General features: G+C 43.3%; 20 protein-coding genes, 3 tRNA genes and 2 pseudogenes. 7 read left to right on the top strand and 18 right to left on the bottom strand.

Features of this window, described 5'->3' with window-relative positions:
- Window positions 1-65: 65 nt before the first annotated feature.
- The 6 genes from NBH03_RS13470 to NBH03_RS13445 form a co-directional block, all read right to left on the bottom strand.
- The gene (locus tag NBH03_RS13470; protein ID WP_250799875.1) at window positions 66-2,177 is read right to left on the bottom strand and encodes an aminopeptidase; all 2,112 of its coding nucleotides are present in this window, start codon (window positions 2,175-2,177) and stop codon (window positions 66-68) included.
- 59 nt (window positions 2,178-2,236) lie between these two features.
- The gene (locus tag NBH03_RS13465; protein WP_117527734.1) at window positions 2,237-2,569 is read right to left on the bottom strand and encodes a hypothetical protein; all 333 of its coding nucleotides are present in this window, start codon (window positions 2,567-2,569) and stop codon (window positions 2,237-2,239) included.
- On the bottom strand, window positions 2,559-3,023 hold the full coding sequence (locus tag NBH03_RS13460) for a VanZ family protein (RefSeq protein WP_208728789.1): 465 nt from the start codon (window positions 3,021-3,023) through the stop codon (window positions 2,559-2,561). Before NBH03_RS13460 ends, NBH03_RS13465 begins: the two co-directional genes overlap by 11 nt.
- 83 nt (window positions 3,024-3,106) lie before the next feature.
- The gene (locus NBH03_RS13455; protein WP_181966990.1) at window positions 3,107-3,262 is read right to left on the bottom strand and encodes a hypothetical protein; all 156 of its coding nucleotides are present in this window, start codon (window positions 3,260-3,262) and stop codon (window positions 3,107-3,109) included.
- A 77-nt stretch (window positions 3,263-3,339) separates the two neighbouring features.
- On the bottom strand, window positions 3,340-4,026 hold the full coding sequence (gene pyrE / locus NBH03_RS13450; protein ID WP_117527738.1) for an orotate phosphoribosyltransferase: 687 nt from the start codon (window positions 4,024-4,026) through the stop codon (window positions 3,340-3,342).
- Window positions 4,027-4,114: 88 nt separating this feature from the next.
- A complete protein-coding gene (locus tag NBH03_RS13445) occupies window positions 4,115-5,323 on the bottom strand; it encodes a MalY/PatB family protein (RefSeq protein ID WP_250799874.1) in 1,209 nt (402 codons plus the stop codon).
- Window positions 5,324-5,556: 233 nt separating this feature from the next.
- Between NBH03_RS13445 and NBH03_RS13440 the strand changes: the two genes are divergently transcribed.
- Together NBH03_RS13440 and NBH03_RS13435 are read left to right on the top strand one after the other, a co-directional pair.
- Window positions 5,557-6,498, top strand: coding sequence for a calcium/sodium antiporter (locus NBH03_RS13440; protein ID WP_250799873.1), 942 nt, complete (start codon window positions 5,557-5,559; stop codon window positions 6,496-6,498).
- A gap of 174 nt (window positions 6,499-6,672) precedes the next feature.
- On the top strand, window positions 6,673-8,079 hold the full coding sequence (locus tag NBH03_RS13435) for an alanine/glycine:cation symporter family protein (RefSeq protein WP_250799872.1): 1,407 nt from the start codon (window positions 6,673-6,675) through the stop codon (window positions 8,077-8,079).
- 74 nt (window positions 8,080-8,153) lie between these two features.
- Here the strand turns inward: NBH03_RS13435 and NBH03_RS13430 are convergent, their stop codons facing one another.
- The 12 genes and pseudogenes from NBH03_RS13430 to pyrF form a co-directional block, all read right to left on the bottom strand.
- Window positions 8,154-9,896, bottom strand: a complete 1,743-nt coding sequence (locus NBH03_RS13430; RefSeq protein ID WP_250799871.1) for an amino acid ABC transporter ATP-binding/permease protein — start codon at window positions 9,894-9,896, stop codon at window positions 8,154-8,156.
- Window positions 9,896-11,635 (bottom strand): ABC transporter ATP-binding protein/permease, encoded by a 1,740-nt coding sequence (locus tag NBH03_RS13425; RefSeq protein WP_250799870.1) that lies wholly within the window; start codon window positions 11,633-11,635, stop codon window positions 9,896-9,898. Before NBH03_RS13425 ends, NBH03_RS13430 begins: the two co-directional genes overlap by 1 nt.
- Window positions 11,636-11,645: 10 nt before the next feature.
- Window positions 11,646-11,984, bottom strand: a pseudogene (locus NBH03_RS13420) (nitrous oxide-stimulated promoter family protein).
- Window position 11,985: 1 nt separating this feature from the next.
- Window positions 11,986-12,390 (bottom strand): YbaN family protein, encoded by a 405-nt coding sequence (locus NBH03_RS13415; RefSeq protein ID WP_250799869.1) that lies wholly within the window; start codon window positions 12,388-12,390, stop codon window positions 11,986-11,988.
- 530 nt (window positions 12,391-12,920) lie between these two features.
- Window positions 12,921-13,370: pseudogene (locus tag NBH03_RS13410) on the bottom strand (ABC transporter ATP-binding protein); the annotation flags it as partial.
- 223 nt (window positions 13,371-13,593) lie between these two features.
- Entirely contained in the window at window positions 13,594-14,430 is an 837-nt protein-coding gene (locus tag NBH03_RS13405; RefSeq protein ID WP_250799868.1) for a hypothetical protein, read from the bottom strand.
- A 19-nt stretch (window positions 14,431-14,449) separates the two neighbouring features.
- Window positions 14,450-15,268, bottom strand: coding sequence for a metal-dependent transcriptional regulator (locus tag NBH03_RS13400; protein WP_250799867.1), 819 nt, complete (start codon window positions 15,266-15,268; stop codon window positions 14,450-14,452).
- A 234-nt stretch (window positions 15,269-15,502) separates the two neighbouring features.
- Window positions 15,503-15,691 (bottom strand): sortase family protein, encoded by a 189-nt coding sequence (locus NBH03_RS13395; protein ID WP_215690919.1) that lies wholly within the window; start codon window positions 15,689-15,691, stop codon window positions 15,503-15,505.
- Window positions 15,692-16,020: 329 nt separating this feature from the next.
- Window positions 16,021-16,506, bottom strand: coding sequence for a hypothetical protein (locus tag NBH03_RS13390; protein ID WP_250799866.1), 486 nt, complete (start codon window positions 16,504-16,506; stop codon window positions 16,021-16,023).
- Between the two features lie 216 nt (window positions 16,507-16,722).
- Window positions 16,723-17,628 (bottom strand): dihydroorotate dehydrogenase, encoded by a 906-nt coding sequence (locus NBH03_RS13385; protein ID WP_250799865.1) that lies wholly within the window; start codon window positions 17,626-17,628, stop codon window positions 16,723-16,725.
- A complete protein-coding gene (locus NBH03_RS13380; RefSeq protein WP_250799864.1) occupies window positions 17,628-18,392 on the bottom strand; it encodes a dihydroorotate dehydrogenase electron transfer subunit in 765 nt (254 codons plus the stop codon). The genes NBH03_RS13385 and NBH03_RS13380 overlap by 1 nt, the downstream gene beginning before the upstream one ends.
- Window positions 18,393-18,482: 90 nt before the next feature.
- The gene (gene pyrF / locus NBH03_RS13375) at window positions 18,483-19,403 is read right to left on the bottom strand and encodes an orotidine-5'-phosphate decarboxylase (protein WP_117529161.1); all 921 of its coding nucleotides are present in this window, start codon (window positions 19,401-19,403) and stop codon (window positions 18,483-18,485) included.
- Window positions 19,404-19,914: 511 nt separating this feature from the next.
- Between pyrF and NBH03_RS13370 the strand changes: the two genes are divergently transcribed.
- The 5 genes from NBH03_RS13370 to NBH03_RS13350 all read left to right on the top strand — a co-directional run bounded on the left by NBH03_RS13370 (window position 19,915) and on the right by NBH03_RS13350 (window position 22,829).
- Window positions 19,915-21,159 carry an ammonium transporter gene (locus tag NBH03_RS13370; RefSeq protein WP_215690924.1) on the top strand — a complete coding sequence of 415 codons (1,245 nt, stop codon included), beginning with the start codon at window positions 19,915-19,917 and terminating at the stop codon, window positions 21,157-21,159.
- Window positions 21,160-21,525: 366 nt separating this feature from the next.
- Window positions 21,526-22,380, top strand: coding sequence for an Rpn family recombination-promoting nuclease/putative transposase (locus tag NBH03_RS13365; protein ID WP_227082094.1), 855 nt, complete (start codon window positions 21,526-21,528; stop codon window positions 22,378-22,380).
- Window positions 22,381-22,552: 172 nt separating this feature from the next.
- A tRNA-Gly gene (locus NBH03_RS13360) sits at window positions 22,553-22,625 on the top strand.
- A gap of 27 nt (window positions 22,626-22,652) precedes the next feature.
- Window positions 22,653-22,725 (top strand) — tRNA-Gly (locus tag NBH03_RS13355).
- Between the two features lie 31 nt (window positions 22,726-22,756).
- Window positions 22,757-22,829 (top strand) — tRNA-Gly (locus NBH03_RS13350).
- The last annotated feature ends 524 nt before the right edge of the window (window positions 22,830-23,353 follow it).

Here is a 23,353-nt window from a genome sequence, read left to right as displayed (position 1 = left end):
AGGAAAGGTTCTTTCACCTTTCCTTTTTTATTTAAAATGTATCGTCGATACTATATAAGCACAGCTTATATATCGAGTGGCTCATTCAGTGCTTCCGTACCTTCAAGGCAGAATTTGCCCTCCCGTATGATATCTACCTGCCTGCCGTCTGCAAAGCATGCTGTAATGGCACTGATCTCATCGTAAGGAATCGTAATATCCGTATGCACATTAAAATATGCCTGTTCCGGATCCGTATCTCTCAGGCGGGACTTCTCATTCTCACGGGCAACAATTTCCTTGCCGTCTGTATTATATACCTTATGATCTTCACTATGGCTGTAGCAGGTATCGCCAATGGCAAAATGCGGCCCTGTCTTCTCCATAATGAGAATCGGCATCAACTGTGTAATGTCGAATTTTCTGGCCATGGCATAGGCCGTTGTGTTCGTGCCGATGGCAAATTCTCCCATTGGCAGCGTTTCATGATTCTGAAGAAGATTCTGTCTCAGATACTTCTGATTCTCTTCCCTGTCCTCATAATTGCTGCAGTCGGCTTCAGCAACGCAGCCATCTTCAAACCGCAATGAAAGATTTCTGTAATTCAATCCATTCAGATAAACACTGCTTACATGCAGCGTTCCATTTGTTCCTGTCAATACCGGACTTGTAAAAATCTCACCCACAGGAATATTCACATCTGCGCAACAGTTTTCAAACACCGTTTCCTTCGCCGGATCCTGAAGCTGCCATAAGGCAACTTTCAAATCCGTCCGGTTGCCGTTCATACCGGTAATATGCATATATTCCGCGCCGTCAATGGCATCGATCATCTTCTGCTGAATGCTTCTGAACAGATCATTATCCAGATTGTTGACTTTGATCGTCTCATCCATAATGGCCTCAAACCGATCGCCAATGGACGGCAGTGGCCAGGCAATGATTGAAAAACTGATGGCTGACGCATCAATATACTGATTGACAATCTCTGTCAGCTGTCCTGCCATGCGAACAGCCAGCTTCTGCTGTTTATCCGACAGACGGATGTTCTCCTCTTTAGCCGCCGGTTCAAAGGGAGTCTCACCAAAAACATCCATCCAGGCCGGACCGGCATAATCCTCTGCCAGATCCGCATACTGCTCATAGGCAGACTTCGTCACACCGATGATGCGCTCACATAAAGCTTTGTCAAGATATAACCCCTTATCCATGCGGTGATCGTAATCATACTGCGGATTAGCCGAGCAGGACACAAGACCGAGCTTACCCGCTGTCTTGTTAATACTATGGATGGCATCCCTGCAGACAATCACAGAAAGTCCTAATGCTTCAAATTGCCGGATTGTTGAACGAAGCACTCGCTCAAAACCAATATTGGCTCTTAACTGGACATTCTTCTTGGCTGATAAGTCAATCTTATACAGTTCAAATCCTCTCACGTAGCCATTCACAAATGTAGCTGCCATATCGTCGATCACCGACTGATCCAGGGTGTTCAGATACGCAGCAATCGACTTTTCATTGTCAGAAATATACTCGCCATACTGATACAGATAAGACAGATCTGTCAAATCCGCCTTCATGATGATATCCCTGTAAAAGCTCAGGGCCGGATCCAGCTTCTCCCGGGTTCTCCCCGTCACAGTCTGATCACTGTAATCACTGACATACCAGTAAATGATCTGCAAAATCTCATTTCTTTCAGGTATACGGTTTTCAAACCGGTTATAAATCTCTATAAACAGTTCATTGATCGCTGTCATATCTGCCAGACGCCCCTGGAATGCCAACGGAATCAGACCTCGGATCTCCGTGACAAGCCAGGCCATCATCGGACCATAATCTGCTCCCAACATTGCTGTCGACCATTGTGGATTGGCATAGCTTTTCTCATAACCGGTTTCCCCCTCCCACACCTCAGTTTCAGGAAGAATATCCGCATAAAAGCAATGATTCATCTCAGCCAGTGCCTCCGTGGTCAGCCGTGCAAAACCACCGTCCTGACGCATTTTGTAGATATTCTCTACATACAAAATAAAGGCCGCCTGACTGTTAAAATAATCACCAAACGGGGTTGCCGCCGCATGTTCCTTGGCAATCCCGCGAATTCTCGTCACAGACAGTTCAAAGCGTTCCTGCACCCACGCCTGCACTTCTTCTCTATTTACCTCTTTCTTCACTATGCTCACCTTTCTCATCTATAATCATCCGAATTCCAGCTGAAAAACCTAATCTTCCGACCGAAACAATGTCTGCCCTACATGATAATAGACAAACAACCCGCCAAAAAAATCAGACCATGAATCATAACAGACGCCAGATTAATATAAAAAGCGCCATGCACCATCGTACCATAAGCTTCGTTATCCTTGCGGAGCTGAACAGACAACCAGAGTCCAAATACCGCCGCAAGAAAGCTCAGGTATCCGATTCCGCCGACAAATGCCGGAAGATTGCCGGCTTTAACAAAAGATGCAATTGTAAGAACGGCCATGCAGATCAAAGACGCAATGCCAAAAGCTGATGCATAAATGCCGCGCTTTGTCTGACGTTTTTCTATTTTGATGAAACTGTATATATTACGCGCCATTCCATTTTCTCCTTACTTTATTGATTATGTAAAACAAAAGATATCCGAGGATACCCCCTGAAGTATTCAAAATTAAATCATCTACATCAAAGGATCCAACCCTTGTCAGCAGCTGTGTGATCTCAATCATCAAGCTCAGTAAAAATGTCATGCCCAACATACAATACCATTTTCTGAGCCTCAATCTTAATATGGGCATAAAAAATCCAAAAGGCATAAATGCCAGTACATTACCAAATAAATTGGCGAGGAATGCCCGGATTCCTACAACATCTCTGTATATATAAAATCTTCGAATTTCCTTAAATGGGATAAAATTATATCTATAATAGGAAGTCACAACATCTCTTCCATAATCTTCACTTAAAAAGCATACATAAATTAAAACAGCGATATACAAAATAAGCAGTACGAAACTGCCGAATTTGATACACCGCTTTGTCTGTCGGCTCACGCAACTCCCCCTGCCTGAAAAAATGGCACCACGGCTGCACTGACCGGCAGCCGTGATACATTTGCAATTATTTCTGAAATGATTTACATTAAATCAGAATGATGTCTCAAAAGCCTTGCTCCATTGACAATTCCGATAATACCGAGAACCAGCCCGCCGATCACAGATAAAATTCCAAGGACAAGGCTGCATGCACCAGTCTGACACATCAACTTTGATATCTTATCTTCTATTCTCATCTTCGCTGTCCTTTCCATGTCTACGCTCGTATCTGAATGATACATCGATCAGATGTCCGCCGACATCTGATCAAAGTCTACTGTTCCTTTGCACCATACTGTTCATAGTATGCATCAATGGCAGCCTTCAGCTTGTCATCAATCACAATCTTCCCATTACACGGTTTATTATACAGGCATTCAACAACCTCTGCCATTGTAACAATGGCATTTGTCTCAAAGCCATAGAGGTCTTTCACTTCATCCAGGGCACACTTCACACCGCCCTTGCCGACTTCCATACGATCCAGAGAAACCATCAGACCGACAATCGTCACATCTGCTGCACCCTTGACCTTCGGAACAGTCTCTTCCATGGACTTGCCGGATGTTGTTACATCTTCGATCATCACAACACGATCACCGTCCTTTAAAGGGCTTCCCAGGAAATTGCCCTTATCTGCGCCATGGTCCTTTGTCTCCTTACGGTCTGAACAGTAACGGATCTCCTTGCCATACAGATCACTGAAAGCAATCGCTGTCACAACACCAAGCGGAATACCCTTGTAAGCTGGTCCGAACAGTACATCAAAATCGTCACCATACTTTGCATAAATTGCCTTTGCGTAATACTGTCCCAGACGCTTTAACTGGGAACCTGTCACATAGGCACCTGCATTCATGAAAAACGGAGACTTTCTGCCGCTCTTCAATGTAAATTCACCAAACTTCAACACATCTGCTTCCACCATAAAGTGGATAAACTCTTCTTTGTACTGTTCCATATCTATAATCTCCTTTTTGTGATTAAAAATTCACTGATCTCTTTCTGACTTTTCTTCTCTGTTATTATACTCAACTTCCAACGAAAAATCAACCAAAAACATACCTGTCCAGTCGTTCAAAAGCCTCCGTGACACGACACTTCGGCAGCGCCAGATTCATTCTGATATGATGTTCCCCATGGAATGGACGTCCATCCTGCCAGCCGACGCCCACATTCCAGCCGGCCTGAAGCAGTTCATCCATGGATTGGCCATGATCTTCACACCATTGCGTACAATCCAGAAAAAGCATATAAGTTCCCTGAGGCTTTGATACCGTCACACCCTTAAAATGTGCTGCAATGTAATCACAGGCAAATCGTACATTCTCTGTTAAAACCTGACACAGCTCATCCACCCATTCGTAACCCTCCTGTTTATAGGCACCGATCAGTGCATGCATGGACAAAACATTCATCTCATTGTAATGGGATTTACTGCCCCTTGCCTCCACTCTGTCTCTCAATGCTTCATTATATATAATATGATAGCTCCCAATCAGACCTGCAAGATTAAATGTTTTGCTTGGTGCATACAGGGCCACTGTGTGTTCCCGGGCATAATCATTTACCTGCTGTGTCGGTATATGCTTTTGTCCATCCAGTAAAATATCTGACCAGATTTCATCTGAGATCACTGTCACAGCATATTGTTCATATACCGCCATCGCCTTTTCCAGCTCCCACTGTTCCCAGACACGGCCCGTCGGATTATGAGGTGAACACATAATCGCAGCATGGATATGGTACTTCCTGATCTTCGCTTCCATATCCTCATAATCCATCCTGTAAATGCCCTCTGCATCCTTCTTCAACTCACTGTGTATCATCTTATAGCCATTGTTCTTCAGACTGGCGGTAAAGCCAATATATGTCGGGCTGTGCAAAAGGACCGCATCCCCTGGTGCCGCCAGGCACTGCAGTGCCGAAAGGATCCCTCCGAGGACACCATTCTCATAGCCAATATACTCTTTTTTCAGTCCATTTACGCCATTTCGTTTTTGATGCCATTTGATAATTTCATCAAAATAGGTATCTCTAGGTGCAAAATATCCGTAAGCCGGATGTTTTGCACGTTCAATAATGGCCTCTGGAATCGTCGGCACTGTCGGAAAGTTCATATCTGCCACCCACATCGGGATAAAATCAAAACCTCCCTTTGGTTTTGACGGTGACATTCCCGGATACATTCCAAGACCATCTACAGCCATAGCATCTTGTCCTTGTCTGTCAATGATCGATGTAAAATCATATTTCATATTATTCCTATCCTCATTTTTTCCAGCATTGATTGCAGCTGCTGACTGCCTTTCACCGCTAATTTTATCTTCTTTTCTATTTTCCTATATCTGCACCGAAAAAGCAATTCTTTCTCTGTATTTCGTTGACTTTTTTGTTCCATATCGTTATACTTTATCACAGAACTTTTGAAACATCATCTATTCGCCAAAAGTTCTGTTTTATCAAAGATTTTTACGAAAGGTGTCTATTTATGCTAACCTACATTTTATTGATCCTAGGATTTATCCTGCTTATTAAAGGAGCGGACCTGTTTGTAGACGGCAGCTCATCCATTGCCAGACTGCTTCGCATTCCCGCCGCTGTCATCGGCCTGACCATTGTTGCCTTCGGTACAAGTGCCCCGGAATTATCCGTCAGCTGTTCAGCTGCCCTGGCCGGTCAGAATGAAATTGCCATCAGCAACGTTCTTGGTTCCAACATTTTCAACCTCATGGTTGTTACCGGTGCCTGTGCTGCCATCAGTGCCATTCCGGTCAATGAAGGCATTTTGAAACGTGAGTTTCCATTTTCAATTGTTGCCGCAGCACTGCTTCTGATATTCAGCCTGTTCGGATTCGGACGGCTCAATATCGGCCGACTTGAGGGGCTGACGCTTCTTGTGCTTTTTGTTCTCTTTGTTGCCATCCAGGTCAGGGATGCTTTAAAGTCCCGCAGTGAAAATGCTGAAGATCCAATGGAAGAAGTTCTTTCTCCATTGAAAAGCATTGTATTTGTCGTCATCGGATGTATCATGATCATTTACGGCGGCAACTTTGTCGTGGACAGTGCCTCTGAAATTGCTGCCAATTTCGGTCTCTCAGAAACCCTGATCGGACTGACAGTTGTTGCTTTCGGTACTTCCCTGCCGGAACTGGTCACCTCCATCGTGGCATCCAGAAAAGGTGAGAATGATCTTGCCATCGGTAATGTGGTCGGTTCCAACATTTTCAACATCCTGATGATCCTTGGCATTTCAACAAGTATCCATCCTGTCGCACTGCAGCCTTCTGCTGTTTACGACTGTATTATCCTGATGGTTTTCAGCATCCTTGTCCTTTTCTTCTGCTGGAGCAAGAAACGATTGGCCAGAGGCGAGGGAATTTTTATGATTATTCTCTATGCGTTTTATACAGCTTATATTATTTTAAGATAAAAATACTTGCCGAATGCACAAAAACGTGATAACATTATTTCAATCAGCAAAGAGGCTGCGGAATATCCGCGGTCTCTTTTTGTTTTTCACAGATATCATGACCGGACTGCCTCTGCCTGTTCATGCCGCCTTGTCTGCTGTCTGTGAAAATAATAAAGGGAGAGGAAGATGTAAATGAGCTACGAAAAAATTTTTGATCTTGTAACGAAAGTGGATGACTTCGTCTGGGGTCCCGCTATGCTTGTCCTGCTTGTAGGCACCGGTATTTTTCTGACCATCCGCGTTGGTTTCCTTACATGGAAAAATCTCGGATACGCCATCAAAAGTACACTGAGTAAGGAGGCCCGCACTCAGAAAAGAGGCGATGGCGACGTTTCTCCGTTCTCCGCATTAACAACCGCTCTTGCAGCTACCATCGGCACCGGCAACATCGTTGGTGTTGCAACAGCCATGGTATCCGGCGGTCCCGGCGCCCTTGTCTGGATGTGGATTTCCGCCTGTTTCGGTCTGACATCCAAATTCAGTGAATGTATGCTGGCCATCAAGTATCGTGAACGCAATGAAAAAGGTGAAATGTCCGGCGGCCCTATGTACACAATGAAGAAAGCACTGCCTAAAGGATTCGGTGCAGTCCTTGGCTGGCTGTTTGCTTTATTTGCCGTTCTGGCTTCCTTTGGCATCGGCAATATGACCCAGGCCAACTCCATTTCTTCCGCTTTAAATGAAACCGTCGGCTTTTCCAAGGTGACTATTGGTGTTGTCCTGACCATTCTCTCGCTTGCTGTTATTGTCGGCGGTATTAAATCTATTTCAAAAGTTTCTTCTGTTGTCGTCCCTCTGATGGCTGTTTTCTATATTATTGCCGGTATTATTGTTATCATCGGCAATATTCAGAACATCCCGGCCGGTCTTGTCATGATCTTCAAGTATGCCTTTACACCACAGGCTGTCACAGGCGGCGTCCTTGGTAATGTTGTCGCTTCAATGATGGCGGCCATGCAGTATGGTATTGCCCGCGGATGTTTTTCTAACGAAGCTGGTATGGGTTCTGCCGCCATCACTGCTGCTGCCGCAACAACCGATCATCCTGTCCGCCAGGCCTATATCAATATGACCGGTACATTCTGGGATACAATCGTTGTCTGCTCTATCACCGGTCTTTGCATTGCAAGCTCTGGCATGCTGGGTCAGATCGATCCTGCCACAGGCAGTCTCTATACAGGTTCTGCCTTGACCATCGCCGCATTCAAAACCGTTCTTGGCCCTCTCGGCGGATGGCTTGTCACCATCGGAATTGCACTTTTTGCCTTTTCCACGATTCTCGGATGGGAATATCATGGTGAAAAGGCTTTTGAGTATCTGTTGAACACACACAAATTGAATATCATTTACCGTCTGGTTTTCTCATGTGTTGTTTTCTTCGGTGCTACCATGCAGCTAGACCTTGTATGGAAACTTTCCGATATCGCCAACGCCCTGATGGCCATTCCAAACCTGATCTGTATGCTTCTGCTGAGCGGTGAAATTGCCCGGGATATCCGTGAATTCCAGAAAATTCTGGATAAAGAACGCGGCAGATAAGATTAAAATCTATTGCCATACCAAAAGCAGCAGGTCAGCTGATCTTTTTCATCCGCTTTCCTGCTGCTTTCATTTTAAGAAATTCTGCCGTTCTTCATTTCATATACCACATCTGCCACGTTCATTGTGGATACTCTGTGGGATACCAGGACAACCGTTTTCTTCTTGGTCGATTCTTTCAATGATTTTAAGATGATTCCCTCATTTAAAGAGTCGAGGTTCGATGTAGGCTCATCGAGGAGGATTAGAGGGCATTCATGGAGAAATGCTCTTGCAATTCCGATTCTCTGTTTCTCACCGCCGGACAGCGTGTCACCCAGTTCTCCGACTTCTGTGTCATATCCTTTTGGAAGTGTCATAATGAAATCATGGATAGACGCTTTCTTTGCGGCTTCCATAATCTCTTCTCTGGATGCTCCCGGCTTTGCGATAGCAATGTTGTTTGCAATGGAATCATGGAACAGGTGCGTTTCCTGTGTGACATAACTTTCCATATCTCTTAAATGCTTGGTTGGAATCTTGCGGACATCTGTACCGTCTACCGATACACTTCCATCCTGTACATCCCAGAACCGCATCAACAGTTTTAAAAGTGTAGATTTTCCAGAACCACTCGCACCATGAATCCCTGTGATTTTACCCGGCTGTAATTTCAGTGAATAGTTATCTAAAATAACTTCTTCACCATAAGCAAATGTTACGTTCTCTGCCTCTGCTCCTGTAAATTCATATTCCATGCTCTCTTCACCGGAAGTTTCCACATTCCCCGGAATTTCTTCCACAAGCGGCGTCTCTTCCAGAAGGGAAAGAACACGTTCACCACTTGCCAATGTCTGGTTCAGGTTGTTGGAAAGGCTTGATAATGCTACTACCGGTCCGAAAGAACCCATCATTGCGATGGTACAGGTTAAGATTCCCTCGAATCCCATCTCGCCTTTTGCATACAACCAAACTGTCAGTGCCAGCATTCCAAAGGATGCAAGCAGGATAACCATGTTCGTAAATGAACGCTGTGAGCCTTCCATTTTGCTTAATAACGCCTGCATTCCTGCAAGATTTTTGGAGCGCTCAGACATCTGCTCTTTTCTCTTTTCACCCTGTCCGTACTGGATGGTCTCGTCCAATCCTCGTAAAGAGTCCAGAACAAAGCTGTTCAGTTCTCCGAAGTTTGTCCGAAATTCCATTCCCTTCTGGCTGCCACGTTTTCCATTCCACATCGGGATGGCTACTCCGACAATCAGATAAGCTGCCAGTGCAAGCACGCCTGCTAACCAGTGATATCTTCCGATAAAAATCACCATAATAATTGAGGTCAGTGTTGCAATCGCAATCGGGGAAATGGTATGTGCATAGAACACTTCCAGTAATTCGATATCGGTTGTAATAATCGAGATCAGATTTCCCTTGTCCCGTCCTTCCAGTTTTGCCGGGCAGAGTTTTCTCAGTGCTGCAAACACTTTATGGCGGATGATTGCCAACAGCTTAAATGCGATAAAATGATTACAATACTGTTCCACATAATGCAGGATTCCACGAAGCACTGCAATGACGATCATGACTGTGATAATCGTTTTTACCGGAGTCAATACCAGCCACATATTGTCCACCGGAACGTTCATTCCGGCTACTCCTGTCAGAAGTCCATACACGATAACCTGTCCTGCCAGTATCGTCAGGAAGATTGCACACAAGTAACCTAATGTTCCAAGGATGATTGCTGCCAGCATGATATGGAGCAGGGGTTTTACCAGACCAATCAGACTTCCCATGATCCGGATGGCACTTCTTCGTTTTGTTGTATTCGTATTTTCACTCATTATGCCATTCCTCCTTTTCCATAGTTTTCCAGTGCCATCTGGCTTTCATACAGATGTCTGTACGCACCATTCCGGCTCATCAGTTCGTCATGCTTTCCGCTTTCTTTGATTTCTCCGTCTTTTAAGAAATAAATCTTGTCAGACTTCACGACATTTGCCAGTCTATGGGAAATCAGAAGCACCGTCTTTGTCTTTGCCAGTTCGTGAATCACATTCATGATCAATTCTTCACTTTCCACATCAATATTGGATGCGGCTTCATCAAAAATATAAACTGCACTGTCTGTCCGAAGCAACGCTCTGGCAATCACCAGTCTCTGACACTGACCGCCGGACAGGTTGCTTGCTTTTTCCAGCAACTGTGTCTGCAAGCCATCCTGTGTCTGTAAGAACCCTAAGAGATTCACTTTCTGAAGGACAGCTTCCATCTCTTCTTTCGTTGCATCCGGTTTTGCCATCTTCAGGTTTTCTTCTACCGTACCTTTGAACAGATAGCTGTTATGGCGAACCAGAACAACCCTCTGCATCAGATTGGTTTCATTCACTTCATTAAGCGGTACACCACCGATGGTGATTTCTCCGTTATATCCCCGGTTCTTTGCTGCAAGGATTCCTGCAATCGTACTCTTACCACATCCGGATTCACCAACCAGAGATACAAAACTTCCTGCCGGAAGATTCAGATTGATTCCTTTTAAAATCTCTCTGTCCTCTTCATAAGAAAAATGCACATCTTTTAATGTAACATCTAACGCGACCTCCGGCAGTGTTTTTTCTCCAGCCTGTGGTTCCGGCAAATCTAAAATCTTGAAAATCTTATCACTCGCTGCCATACCATTCATTGCGATATGGAAGAATGAACCAAGCAGTCTGAGCGGCAGGAAAAACTCGCTGGCAAGCAGAACGATACATAACGTTCCTGCCACGCTGATATTTCCTTTTAAGAATTCGGACACCGCAACTGCCATACCGATCGCAGCTCCACCATAGGCAACAATATCCATCACGCTTGTGGAATTGAGCTGCATGGTCAGCACCTTCATCGTAATTCTGCGGAAGTTCTGGGATTCCACATCCATCTCATCTGCTTTCTGCTGGTCTGCCTGATAAATCTTCAATGTAGTAAGTCCCTGTAAATTCTCAAGGAACGAATCACCCAGTCCGGTATAGATGCTCCAATAGTTATTTAATAATCTCTTCGCCACTTTCTGTACCACCACGATAGAAATCGGAATCAGCGGTACACAAATCAGCAGGATCACACTCGCTTTCAGGCTCACTCTGCAAAGAATGATAAATAAGGTCAGTGGTGCGATCAGGCTGTAAAATAATTGTGGAAGATATTTTCCAAAGTATGTTTCCAACTGCTCCACACCCTCAGTTGACACCTGTACGACCTCCGAAGAGGATACCTGCTCACTGTAGGAAGCTCCCAGCTTTAACATTTTCTCATAAATCTTTTCACGCAGAATCCGCTTTACATCCACACACGCCAGATAGGAAGACCTTGCTCCCATCCGTTCACAGATAAATCGGATCACCACAACCAGAACTAAAATCAATATTGTCCGCTCAATGATCGGTACGGTTACTACCCGGTATACTACCCGTTCCAGTAAATCTGCGATAGAAAAGACTGCCAATACCTGCGACAGGAGGGCTGCCCACTGCCACAAAATCGTATACAAGATATACTTTTTTGCGTGGGACAACAGCCCCACCAGTCTTGTTTTAATCATAAGTAACTCCTTACTTTTTCTTCTCTTTGTTGCTACACACCAGATGCCAGATAGCAAGCACCGGATGATACAACAGCATCCTTGGTCCTGAAAACCGCATAACCTGCCTGATCTATTCTCTCATCTCCGGCTTATAACAATGTACCTTACAATTCGCACAAAACGTCTTTTCTTCCATAAATGGACACTTTTGACTTCTTTGTTTTGCATAATCTGAAAGTTTTTGACAGTCAGGACACATCTGCCCTTCCTGTCTTTTTTCTTTCGGATGTTTTTTTCGGCAATACAGCCGGATCATCTCTTCCACGACATACTGTTCTTTCTGCCGTTTCTTTTCTACTTTGTCCATCTTACTCTACGCTTTCTGCCATTTCAGCTTCAGGCTTTTCTGTCTTAACTCTTAAGAAGAAGTAAAACAGGTGGCATACCCACACAACTGCGATACAGATTCTTCCGATTGGTACATTCTTCATGCAGATAAAGCCGATGGCCATAACGACCGTTACCATTCCGATAATCTTGCATTTTGTTCCTATTGTCATGGCTCTTTTCTGAACAAAACTGTCCAGATGCTTCTTATATAAATTTGTTCCTATGAACCAATTATGTAACTTTTCCGAACTTTTCGCAAAGCAGAAAAGCGTTGCCATGTAAAACGGTACTGTAGGCAGAATCGGCAAAACAATGCCTATCGTGCCAAGTCCAAGACAAAGAAAGCCCAGGACTATCCAAACTAACCTTAAAGGATTTCTCATCTTCTTTCCTTTCCGACATCTGAACCCCAAATTGGTGTCAGTCACCTTAAAATTTTTCTAAAACTTCATTTTGTATTTATACACAATGTGATTTAATTGAGTGATTCATATTGTTTTTGACATCTGAAACTGATAAAATATTCCTAGGCTTTATGCCTGAGGTGCTGCTTCACTTTGACGTGAATGGCGGTTCGCTTTGTGCGAAGAGTTATAGCTTCGATTACATAGATTTTCTCTCATTCTTGAGAAATACTACAAAAAGGAGATATACTGCTTATGCTGACCATAACTGACCTTATCGCAGTGATTTCACTGTGTGCGACTTTTTATAGTCTTGGTTACGTGCGTGGAAAGCATGATGCCAAGACACAAAAATAACCGCCCATCGTCCTGAGAAAACATGAGCGGTTATTTTTAACCCTTATATATCAGGCGAGCCGTCATATCGGCAGCACCTTTCCTATATAATTATATTAACACCGCTTCTGTTTCATGTCAAATAGTTATTCACAACTTAATTTTTACTTCTATTACACCGCCAGTACGAACTTCCGTCCATCAACCATTGTCACACCAAGCTCAATGCCATACAGCTCCCGGATGCTTTCTTCTGTAATCACGTCTTCCGGCTTTCCTTCCACCAGTACTTTGCCGTCTTTCATACCGATGACATTGTCGGAATAAGCAATGGCCTGATTGATATCGTGCAGCACCATGATTATGGTAATGCCGAATTCCCGATTAAGCTTCCTTACAAGCTGCAAGATTTCAATCTGATACCGGATATCCAAATATGTCGTCGGCTCATCAAGAAACAGAGTCTTTGTTCCCTGACAAAGAGCCATTGTAATCCATACACGCTGACGCTGTCCACCGGAAAGTCTTGACACTTCCCTGTCACGATATTCTGTCAGATTGGTTACTTCCAATGCCCACTGGATCATACGCTCATCTTCGGCACTGTCTCCCTGCATCATTTTTTATCATAATTTGCCATCCAATGTCAATACAATTTTCACACAATTTTGTTGTCTAAATTGCAACAAACACGCCATTATTTCCTTTGGTTTTGTTGTTATTCAGGCAACAATAGACGTAAAAATGCCGTTATTGATAGTATTTTATCAGTAACGGCACTTTATTGAAATTATTTATTATTTTGTTGCATCTTATGTGCAAATGATAATTTTTCTCATTTCTCATTTATACCCAGAAATATAATAATGCAGTGCTTTCCGGCATGTGAACCGGTCCTGCACTACAGGTTACGGTAACCGGTACAATTCCCATCGTGCCAATCCCCGTCCATCGGTGGATTCTGCACGCTTCCATCGGGATTTTCACAATATTATTCTCTATTCTTGCTTCTACTAGGACTTCATTATGCTCATACTTCAATGTTTTCAGTTTTCCAGCCATCATTTTCCCGTTCGCTCTGGAGTGTGCAGCCATCTCTTTCAGTTTTAATTCCAGATAGCTTTCTCCATTCTCCTGAACGATTTCGGCTATATCTTCAAATCCGCTCATCGCCATTGAATCTCTGTCCTGCCCCGGCTTTTTATTCATTCGATAAAGCCGGAACACTACCGGATGCCTTTCACATTTCTGCAGATTGTGCTGTATCTCCTGATCCAGTTCATTCTCTTTTTTCTTGTATACTGATTTTTTTTCTGCATAGGCGTTGATCATCAGTTCCAGCATGTGAATGTCGATATTCTCCACCATAACATCCAGTGATTCATCGATTTCTTCCGGCTTTGCACCGATTTCTTCCAGATATTTTTCAAGGTTCTCATACAGGTTGGAATATCGTTCCAGCCATTCTTCTCCCGCAGGGGTAAATTCCAGTGATTCTGTCAGAATTCCTCTTTCTATGCAGTTCTTAAAATAACGATTCACCGTTGATCGGTTCACGCCATAATATTCTGCGATACTTCCCTGAGCTCCACGTTTCTTTTCTACTTTTGACAGACCTTGTAAATATTGTAGTTGCAGCATTGTAGGTCTGTTCTGTCTCTTTAGATGTTCACCTTTTTCCATTTTCTTTTTCCTCTCTTCGTCACCATACATGAATATTCAATTCCCGATAATCGATTGGCAATGGCTTCTGTTCAAAACGGGTAATCGCAATAATTGCCACTGCTTCTGTGACCGGAATTCCTGTATTCGCAGTATAGGTAAAGATGTCTGTCGGTAACTGATAAACACCTTTTTCTTCTTTCGCCTGTATCCACCCATCATCTCTTCTGTACCATACATAGCCGATAGATTCATCTTTTTTTCTCTTGAGCAGGAAGCAGTTCTGAGACTTTTTCACTCTCAATATGACCGAGTGTTCCAGTTTCCCGTACTCTGGTGCAAGGAATCTTGGATTGCGTCGTTCCGGTTCATACAGCCCAAATGCCATCGGGAAATCGCCGTCCTCATAAAAGGTATACAAGTCCATATCGTCATAAACCCTATCGTATACGTCACCGTACTGCAGAAAGTTTTCAATTCCTTTTAATCCTTCCGGACTGATATAATGTTCCACTCTACAGGCATCTTCCTGCGCCCTCTGCTGATCCATTCCACTTACCATCTGGAAGAACTGTGTCAGTTTCTCATGGCGTGCAAGGCACTCCATACCTTCCAGTTTTCCCTTATCGGTCAGTTCAAGATGTCCGTTTTCCGGCTCACACAAAAATCCTTTTTTTACCAGACTCCGCACCAGACCTGCCGCTTCATATCCGGTTATGTTCACTTCTCTGGCATACTCTTTCGATGTGATCTGTCTGCCCTGTCTCCATGTCCGGTAGACATATTCCAGAAGATCTTCTTCTAATTCGCCTCTGGCTTTTGTCACATCAATATTTCTGTTTTCAATCTTCTTTACCATTTTACCTTTCCCACCTGTCTTTTGCCACTTTCTTTGTTTCCATTACTTTTTTCCTCTATTTCTTGTTTCCCGATTACGCTTTGGTTAGTTGGTTCAAACCATGTATTTTAAATTATATTGTCCTTTTTTCAGGTTTGTCAATGCATTTTCCGCTACAACATTATAATTCCATATAAAAATATCCAAAAATATGTTTTTATTTCTTTTTTCACATACTTTTGGATATTTTCATAGTTAATTTCCTGTTTCCTTTAATTTTGACTCATCCGTAGTCTGTGCGTCAATGCAGACTGCATGGATGGCAAGCCGCTTGCTGTATCCGTTCCCTGTACATGTAGAAAGTGTCAGTATCTTATTACTGGTCTGCGGCTTTACTCCTCTATCAACATCGGAATCTTTTATCATCTGGTTCGGACTCATCATTTACATACGCTTCGGCAAGTTTGTCATAATCTCTGGCGGATTTCCATCGGTCAATGTATGGGGCAGGATATTCCAAAGTGCTACCCCGATTAAAACCACTGACAACAACACCTATAACATCATCGCAATAAAATAAAGGCCCCACAGGCAGAAATCGTTTTCTTATCGTTTTTTAACAGATTCTGTCTGCGGAGCCTCGTAAAATGAAAGCATTTTCCAAGTCTTGAAATCTCTTTGATATTCTATTGATTGTTTATCAGATATTCTATTCTGTTTTATTAATTACTTTTAATCGTCTACTGCCTAACGACTATCCGAGGCTATGACAGTCAGGAAATTGTCTTACTCTTGGCTAAAAATTCCTCCTGAGTCATATCCATAAGAGTTGCCGCTTCTTTAACAGTTACTTTTCCTGACTGGATAAGCGTTATCAAAAGCTGAAGCCTTCCTTCGGTTAAACCAACAAGTCGTCCCTCATCTCTACTATCCTGCATCATTTCTTGTATTGCTTTGCACATATTTACATTTCCCATGCTGTCCACCTCCTCTTTTTCAATTGTTACACTTGTAATAGTCTCTATCACTCTGGCTGCTTCAACCTCCATATTCATTCTTGGATTATCATAAATAAACTCTGCCAGTTTGTTTTTGTCATTTGAATATTTAATGCATCCTATCACTTCTCTCAGGCTAGAATGAAACTTCTCCAACTCATCATCAGCAATTTGCGGCGGACTGATAATATGCAGCTTATAGTCCTGCGCATATTTCTCAAAAATCGGATTTGACATATCCAGCATATTTCTAGCCGGCATTGCGTAATGCACTTCCGTCTGATTCTCTATCCCCAAAAGCACATAGGCCGCTTTCTAACTTTCTGAAAACGTTGGGCGATGAGCCCCATACACGTAAAAAATTCCCGAGGTCTTAATTCAACCTGGCTGATGATATTCTTCTGGAAACAGTGGGCGATGAGCCCGTTTCCAGAAGGATATCATCAGCCAGGTGATTAAACCTCGGGAATTATCCTCTTATTTTACAAGACCAATGAGTTCGTTGATATCTTCCACGCCATGTCTTCTCATGTACGCTTCAATACCATCAATAACTTCTAAGGTTGTATATGGATTTGCAAAGTTAGCCGTACCGATTGAAACAGCTGTTGCACCGGCCAGAATAAATTCCATGGCATCTTCAGCTGTACAGATACCGCCCATACCAATGATTGGAATCTTGACTGCATTGGCTACCTGATACACCATACGGACGGCAACCGGCTTAACAGCAGGACCGGAAAGGCCGCCTGTCTTGTTGGCAATGGCAAATGTCTGCCTTTCGATGTCAATCTTCATACCGGTCAATGTATTAATCAGAGACAGGCAGTCTGCACCGCCGGCCTCAGCAGCCTTCGCCATCACTGTGATATCTGTGACATTCGGGCTCAGTTTCATGATGATCGGCTGTTTTGCCTTGGCCTTGACAGCCTTTGTAATGGCTTCCACTGCCTTTGGATCCTGCCCAAAAGCAATACCGCCTTCCTTGACGTTCGGACAGGAAATATTAATCTCCAACATATCCACTCTCGGTTCATCTGCAAGGCGCTCAACCACATCCAGATATTCTTCTGTCGAATGGCCGCACACATTGACAATGACCTTTGTATCATATTTCTCCAAAAACGGCAGATCTCTCTTTGAAAAAAGATCAATGCCCGGATTCTGAAGTCCGATGGCATTGAGCATGCCGCTGGCTGTCTCCGCAATACGTGGTGCCGGATTGCCCGGCCATGGTACACTGGCTACACCTTTTGTCACAACCGCTCCAAGGCGATTCAGATCAACAAACTCACTGTATTCTGCACCGGAACCAAATGTACCTGAAGCAACCATCACAGGATTCTTCAGCTCAACTCCGGCAAGATTCACCTTTGTATTCATTACAGTTCCACCTCCTGTGCATTAAAGACCGGTCCATCCTTACAGATACGCTTATTGTGTACATTTGTGTGATGATCCACATCCTTTGACTTACAGACACATGCAAGGCATGCACCGATACCGCAGGCCATCTTCTCTTCAAGTGAAATCCATGCCTCAATACCCTTGTCAGCTGCATACTGTTTCAGTGCACGTAGCATCGGTGTCGGTCCACAGCTGTAAATCACCTGACCATCGACACTTTCTGCACGAATAGCATCCAGTACATTGCCCTTTGTTCCGCAGCTGCCGTCCTCTGTGGCTATAACCACTTTGCCGTATTGCTCAAATTCCTTGTTCAAAAACAGTTCATCTCTATAACCAAGAACGATGGTCTTCTCACAGTCCAGCTCTTTGGCAAGCTCCAGCATCGGAGGCACACCGATACCGCCGGCCACAAGAATTGCCTTATCTTTCTTCAATGTATAACCATTGCCAAGGGGCCCCATAATCTCCAATGTATCTCCTGCTTTGCATCCTGAGAATTCTTTTGTACCATAACCAACAACACGGTACACAATTCTCAGTCTGCCGTTTTTCCTGTCGATTTCACAGATACTGATTGGTCTTGGAAGCAGTTTACTGTCGTCATTCGAATAGACAGAGATAAACTGTCCCGGCTTTGCTTCAGAGGCTATACTGCCGACTTCCAGCCACATACTGAATACATCAGATGCAAGCTGTTCCTGAGAAAATACAGTTGCTTTGATTTTACTTACACTCATGCTTTTGTCCTTTATATAATCACTGTTGAATTGCTTTATCTGGTTTCATCATTCTATATCATCAGCAGCAAAAATCTGCTCAACCAGCCTTTACAGTACCGATGCGATATCTTTCTGCATATCAATAACTGCTGCTCTGGAAGCATCCGCAAAATGCTCTGCACCAAACTTCGCATACTTCTCCTGCTTATAGGCAGCGATAATGCCTCTTGATGAATTCACGATCGCACCAAGGCCATTCTCATCAAAATTAGGCAGCAGATCCTTCGCTGTAGCGCCCTGTGCACCATAACCAGGTACAAGAATATAAGCCTTCGGCATCAGCTTACGTGTAATTCTTGCCTGTTCAGGGTATGTGGCACCAACAACGGCACCTACATAGCTGTATCCACATTCACCTACATAGTCACTGCCCCATTCATTGACCTTCTCAGCAACGTACTCAAACAACGGACGGCCATCGATCAATCTATCCTGGAATTCACCGCTTGACGGATTCGATGTCTTGACGAGGATAAAAGCACCTTTCTTCTCTTTCTTTGCTGTATTGATAAAAGGATTGATACTGTCTGAGCCCATGTAAGGATTCAGGGTAACAAAATCTTCATTAAAACCATATAATGAACGGCTTCCTACCTTTACAGGGCCCAGATGGCCTCTTGCATAGGCTTCCGAAGTAGAACCGATATCGCCTCTCTTGATATCACCAATAATAACCAAATCCTTCTGACGGCAATACTCTACTGTTCTGTGAAATGCTTCCAGTCCAGGCAGACCAAACTGTTCATACATAGCAATCTGAGGCTTTACAGCCGGAATCAGATCATAAACAGCATCTACAATCGCCTTGTTGAACTGCCAGATGGCTTCAGCAGCACCTTCCAATGTCTCACCATATTCATCAAACGCCTTCTTCTGAATATGTTCCGGTACAAATGCCAGATTCGGATCCAGTCCGACAACGATTGGTGCATTCAGTTTCTTAATCTTTCCCACCAGTTTATCAATCATGTACGCTATATCCTCCTTAAACACAATTTTCCTTAAACATCCCTTTCATTTTAGCATATTCGCCATTTTGCCGCAAGTCTATCACCATGATAAATCCGAATCGCCGCAATAAACTGCTCTGTGCCTATTGCATCTTTTTCCATTTTCTTACATTTTTTTACATTTTATTGTTAAATCGCACGATATTTTCCAACTTTGTAAATTTACTGATTATACGACTGTTTTTTCAAAATTTCACGTACTTTTTTCTAAAATCTTCAATTTTGTAAAATTTTTATTAAATCTTTGCTCTGTCATCCCTGTTTTTTGTGGATTAATTTTCCAAATCACGGGTTGACATCTTACATACACGTCAGTATAATGTTAGACATAAAGTTTCCCACAGCATTGTGGTGAATCAATTCAATAAAGTTCTGTTACAGATGATATCGAAGGAGATATAGATGGAAAGACCGGTTATTCCATCTGTATCTCCTTTTTTGTTTCAGAAACTTGAACAGGAGGAATAGTTATGGAATCTAATGCAATCTTAGAAACAGTTAACAGTATTATTTTTGGAAGCCATGGCGTCTGGTTTCTGATCGGCGCGGCTCTGGTTTATTTCATGCAGGCTGGTTTTGCAATGTGTGAAGCTGGTTTTACAAGAGCCAAAAACGTCGGCAATATTATTATGAAGAACTTAATGGACTTCTGTCTTGGTACAGTTGCTTTCATCTTTGTTGGTTACAATATTCTTTGTGGTGACGCTTCCAAGTTCTGGGGCGGTTTTACAATGAATCCTTTTGATTTCGGCAGCATGGACTGCTATGGATTCGTATTTAACCTTGTTTTCTGTGCAACTTGTGCAACAATCGTTTCCGGTGCAATGGCTGAACGTACTAAATTCCTTACTTATTGTATTTACAGTTTTGTCATCAGTCTGCTTATCTATCCAATCGAAGCACACTGGGTATGGGGCGGCACAGCATGGTTAACCGATCTTGGCTTTACTGATTTTGCCGGATCCGCTGTTATTCATATGGTTGGTGGTGTCACCGGTTTCATCGGCGCCTGCTTCCTTGGACCTCGTATCGGTAAATATGACAAAAACGGTCATGCAAGACCAATCCTCGGACATAATATCAGTATTGCAGCACTTGGTGTTTTCATTCTCTGGTTTGGCTGGTATGGTTTCAACGGTGCCGCAGCTGCAGACGGACAGCATCTTGGACAGATTTTCTCCACAACAACACTTGCTCCTGCATGTGCAACCGTTGTCGCTATGATTTACACATGGGTACGTTTTGGTAAACCTGATGTTTCACTTTCCCTGAATGGTTCTCTTGCCGGTCTTGTAGCCATTACAGCAGGCTGTGATAATGTTGATAACGTTGGTGCTATGATCATTGGTGCTGTAGCCGGTCTCCTCCTTTGCATCTTCGTTCCGTTTATTGATAATGTTCTGAAGGTTGATGACCCGGTTGGTGCCTGCTCAGTGCATGGTGTGTGTGGCTGCTTCGGTACACTGGCCGTTGGTCTCTTCGACTACACAGACGGCCTCTTCTATGGCGGCGGTGTTCATCATCTGCTGATCCAGTTACTGGGTGTTGTCTGCATCGCAGGATGGGCCATTGTATGTGACCTGATTCTCTTCACAATCCTGAAGAAAACTGTTGGTGTCCGTGTATCTGAAAGAGAAGAACTTGAAGGTCTGGATGCAACAGAACATGGTCTTGAAACTGGTTATGCCGGATTCTTAATGGACAAAGATAACTAAAACTAAATTCGCTCACTCGTTATTTTAATAGAATTCCTTCCATATAAAATAGAGTCGATATCGTAAGATGAAAATCTGATATCGGCTCTATTTTTTACATTTTCCATATCCCATCGACATCCTGCCCATTCTATCGACACAATGTGAAAATTTATTCTTGTATCCTGCAGATTTGCATGGTATGATAAAGCTAAAGTAAGCAATATTCTTTATAACTCCTTGTTTACATGAAAGAGGTGAAATCTAATAGGAGCAATAGATACGATTACAAAAGCTTACGTAAGAGAAAATAAAATATTTGCAGATGCGTTTAATTATCTCATTTATGACGGGCATCCAGTCATAAATGCTGAGAATTTACACGAATTGGATATCACCGAAATTGCATTACCCACAAGCATTGAAAATACTCAAGATATTAAATCTCATGCATCCGTTCAACAATACCGAGATATTCTTAAATCTGCATCAATCAAGACACATCAATCCGTCGTTTACATATTATTAGGAATTGAAAATCAGACAAATGTTCATTATGCCATGCCTGTAAGAAATATGATCTATGACGCACTCCAATATGGACGTCAAGTTACAGAAATTGCATCCGCACACAAACACGCTCATACAGCCAAAATAAGTCGCGCTGAATACTTATCTGGTTTTTATAAAACCGACAAGCTCATCCCCGTCATCACACTTGTGCTTTATTTCAATACAAATGCATGGGACGGGCCATTGTCTTTATTCGATATGATGGATTCTGATATTCAAAAGCACGACTATGCAAAATATATACAAAACTACCACCTACATCTCATTGAACCATCAAAAATTTCAGATGAAGATTTGAACAAATTTGACTCCAGCTTAAGAGAAGTACTCGGATGTATCAAATACGCAAAAGACAAAAATAAATTAGCTGATTTTATTCATAATAATCCCAGAATGAATATAGATATATCAGCCGCACGTGTTATTGGCGCAATAACCAATACCCCTATTCACTTTCAGAAAGGAGATGAACAAATCGATATGTGCCAAGCAATTGAAGAGATGATACAGGATGGCAAAACCGCTGGAAAAATCGAGGGCAAAATTGAAGGTAAAATTGAACTGATATCTCAATTATTACGATTAAAGAAAATTACAATGAATGAAGCAAGTGTTCTGATGCATATGAGTAAAGAAGAATTAGAAAATAAAATCCAGTTTTTCTCTTAACCAAAATGAATGAGATGAAATATTCCCTCTATATTTCATCTCATTCGTTGCTTCTATATTGTTTCAATAGCATATACAATTTGAATTTTTTTTAACTTTTTGCCTTTTTTCTGTTGACAAATCCTCTTTCATATAGTATAGTATCCATGTGCTTGTGAATAGCACTTTTTATGCGCGAGTGGCTCAGTTGGTGGAGCACGACCTTGCCAAGGTCGGGGTCGCGGGTTCGAGTCCCGTCTCGCGCTCTTCACAAGAGTGAATATCATCTTTATGCGCGAGTGGCTCAGTTGGTGGAGCACGACCTTGCCAAGGTCGGGGTCGCGGGTTCGAGTCCCGTCTCGCGCTCTTCACAAAAAGTGAATATTATCTTTATTATGCGCGAGTGGCTCAGTTGGTGGAGCACGACCTTGCCAAGGTCGGGGTCGCGGGTTCGAGTCCCGTCTCGCGCTCTTCTTAATTCAAAAAACACATCTGCATCAGATGTGTTTTTTTCTTTACTGAGACTCGACCCCGCTCGCGGGTTCGTATCTCCGTTCCACTCCGGTCGGTGCTAACAAAGGTCCACTGGACCTTTAGCACCCCGTCTCGCTTCTACTCTACTCCATTGCCGGACTCGAACGGGTTCGTATCTCCATTTCACTCCGGTCGGTGCTAACAAAGGTCCACTGGACCTTTAGCACCCCGTCTCGCTTCTACTCTACTCCATTGCCGGACTCGAACGGGTTCGTATCTCCATTTCACTCCGGTCGGCGCTAGCAAAGGTCCTCTGGACCTTTAGCGCCCCGTCTCACGCTCTTCTTTTTAAAAAGCACATCTATGATGTGCTTTTTCTGTTTTCTGACTCGAACCCGCTCGCGGCTTCGTATCTTCGCTCCGCTTCGGTCGGTGCAATACCAACGTCCACCGGACGTTGTGCTTCTTCGCTCCGCTTCGGTCGGTGCAATACCAACGTCCACCGGACGTTGTGCTTCTT

The sequence above is a fragment of the Coprococcus intestinalis genome (assembly GCF_023656595.1).
GTDB classification, from domain to species: domain Bacteria; phylum Bacillota; class Clostridia; order Lachnospirales; family Lachnospiraceae; genus Coprococcus_A; species Coprococcus_A intestinihominis.
This window is presented reverse-complemented; position numbering and strand designations above follow the sequence as displayed.

Bases quoted from the DNA above. Each gene is read 5' to 3' on its own strand.
- NBH03_RS13400 (WP_250799867.1), bottom strand. From the start codon at position 15,268: ATGGTAAAGAAGATTGAAAACAGAAATATTGATGTGACAAAAGCCAGA.
- NBH03_RS13370 (WP_215690924.1), top strand. From the start codon at position 19,915: ATGGAATCTAATGCAATCTTAGAAACAGTTAACAGTATTATTTTTGGA.
- NBH03_RS13430 (WP_250799871.1), bottom strand. From the start codon at position 9,896: ATGAGTGAAAATACGAATACAACAAAACGAAGAAGTGCCATCCGGATC.
- NBH03_RS13395 (WP_215690919.1), bottom strand. From the start codon at position 15,691: ATGATGAGTCCGAACCAGATGATAAAAGATTCCGATGTTGATAGAGGA.
- NBH03_RS13455 (WP_181966990.1), bottom strand. From the start codon at position 3,262: ATGAGAATAGAAGATAAGATATCAAAGTTGATGTGTCAGACTGGTGCA.
- NBH03_RS13470 (WP_250799875.1), bottom strand. From the start codon at position 2,177: ATGAGAAAGGTGAGCATAGTGAAGAAAGAGGTAAATAGAGAAGAAGTG.
- NBH03_RS13465 (WP_117527734.1), bottom strand. From the start codon at position 2,569: ATGGCGCGTAATATATACAGTTTCATCAAAATAGAAAAACGTCAGACA.
- NBH03_RS13415 (WP_250799869.1), bottom strand. From the start codon at position 12,390: ATGAGAAATCCTTTAAGGTTAGTTTGGATAGTCCTGGGCTTTCTTTGT.
- NBH03_RS13445 (WP_250799874.1), bottom strand. From the start codon at position 5,323: ATGAAATATGATTTTACATCGATCATTGACAGACAAGGACAAGATGCT.
- NBH03_RS13425 (WP_250799870.1), bottom strand. From the start codon at position 11,635: ATGATTAAAACAAGACTGGTGGGGCTGTTGTCCCACGCAAAAAAGTAT.
- NBH03_RS13435 (WP_250799872.1), top strand. From the start codon at position 6,673: ATGAGCTACGAAAAAATTTTTGATCTTGTAACGAAAGTGGATGACTTC.
- pyrE (WP_117527738.1), bottom strand. From the start codon at position 4,026: ATGGAACAGTACAAAGAAGAGTTTATCCACTTTATGGTGGAAGCAGAT.
- NBH03_RS13385 (WP_250799865.1), bottom strand. From the start codon at position 17,628: ATGAATACAAAGGTGAATCTTGCCGGAGTTGAGCTGAAGAATCCTGTG.
- NBH03_RS13380 (WP_250799864.1), bottom strand. From the start codon at position 18,392: ATGAGTGTAAGTAAAATCAAAGCAACTGTATTTTCTCAGGAACAGCTT.
- NBH03_RS13440 (WP_250799873.1), top strand. From the start codon at position 5,557: ATGCTAACCTACATTTTATTGATCCTAGGATTTATCCTGCTTATTAAA.
- NBH03_RS13405 (WP_250799868.1), bottom strand. From the start codon at position 14,430: ATGGAAAAAGGTGAACATCTAAAGAGACAGAACAGACCTACAATGCTG.
- pyrF (WP_117529161.1), bottom strand. From the start codon at position 19,403: ATGATTGATAAACTGGTGGGAAAGATTAAGAAACTGAATGCACCAATC.
- NBH03_RS13390 (WP_250799866.1), bottom strand. From the start codon at position 16,506: ATGCCGGCTAGAAATATGCTGGATATGTCAAATCCGATTTTTGAGAAA.